Genomic DNA, 639 nt, shown 5'->3' on the forward strand with positions numbered 1-639 from the left:
TCGCTGCCGCAGCTTCGGTGCACAGTTTAGCCCCGTTACATCTTCCGCGCAGGCCGACTCGACCAGTGAGCTATTACGCTTTCTTTAAATGATGGCTGCTTCTAAGCCAACATCCTGGCTGTCTGTGCCTTCCCACATCGTTTCCCACTTAACTGTGACTTTGGGACCTTAGCTGGCGGTCTGGGTTGTTTCCCTCTTCACGACGGACGTTAGCACCCGCCGTGTGTCTCCCGTGATAACATTCTTCGGTATTCGTAGTTTGCATCGGGTTGGTAAGTCGGGATGACCCCCTAGCCGAAACAGTGCTCTACCCCCGAAGATGAGTTCACGAGGCGCTACCTAAATAGCTTTCGGGGAGAACCAGCTATCTCCCGGTTTGATTGGCCTTTCACCCCCAGCCACAAGTCATCCGCTAATTTTTCAACATTAGTCGGTTCGGTCCTCCAGTTAGTGTTACCCAACCTTCAACCTGCCCATGGCTAGATCACCGGGTTTCGGGTCTATACCCTGCAACTTAACGCCCAGTTAAGACTCGGTTTCCCTTCGGCTCCCCTATACGGTTAACCTTGCTACAGAATATAAGTCGCTGACCCATTATACAAAAGGTACGCAGTCACCCCATCACTAAGCCCCTTCTGC

Annotated in this window: 1 rRNA gene; it reads right to left on the reverse strand. The window is 52.4% G+C overall.

Annotated features, from left to right (window positions below):
- Nucleotides 1-639: ribosomal RNA gene (locus Q1A40_RS22915) — 23S ribosomal RNA — on the reverse strand; the annotation flags it as partial.

Source organism: uncultured Cedecea sp. (assembly GCF_947498825.1).
Classification (GTDB): domain Bacteria; phylum Pseudomonadota; class Gammaproteobacteria; order Enterobacterales; family Enterobacteriaceae; genus JGM124.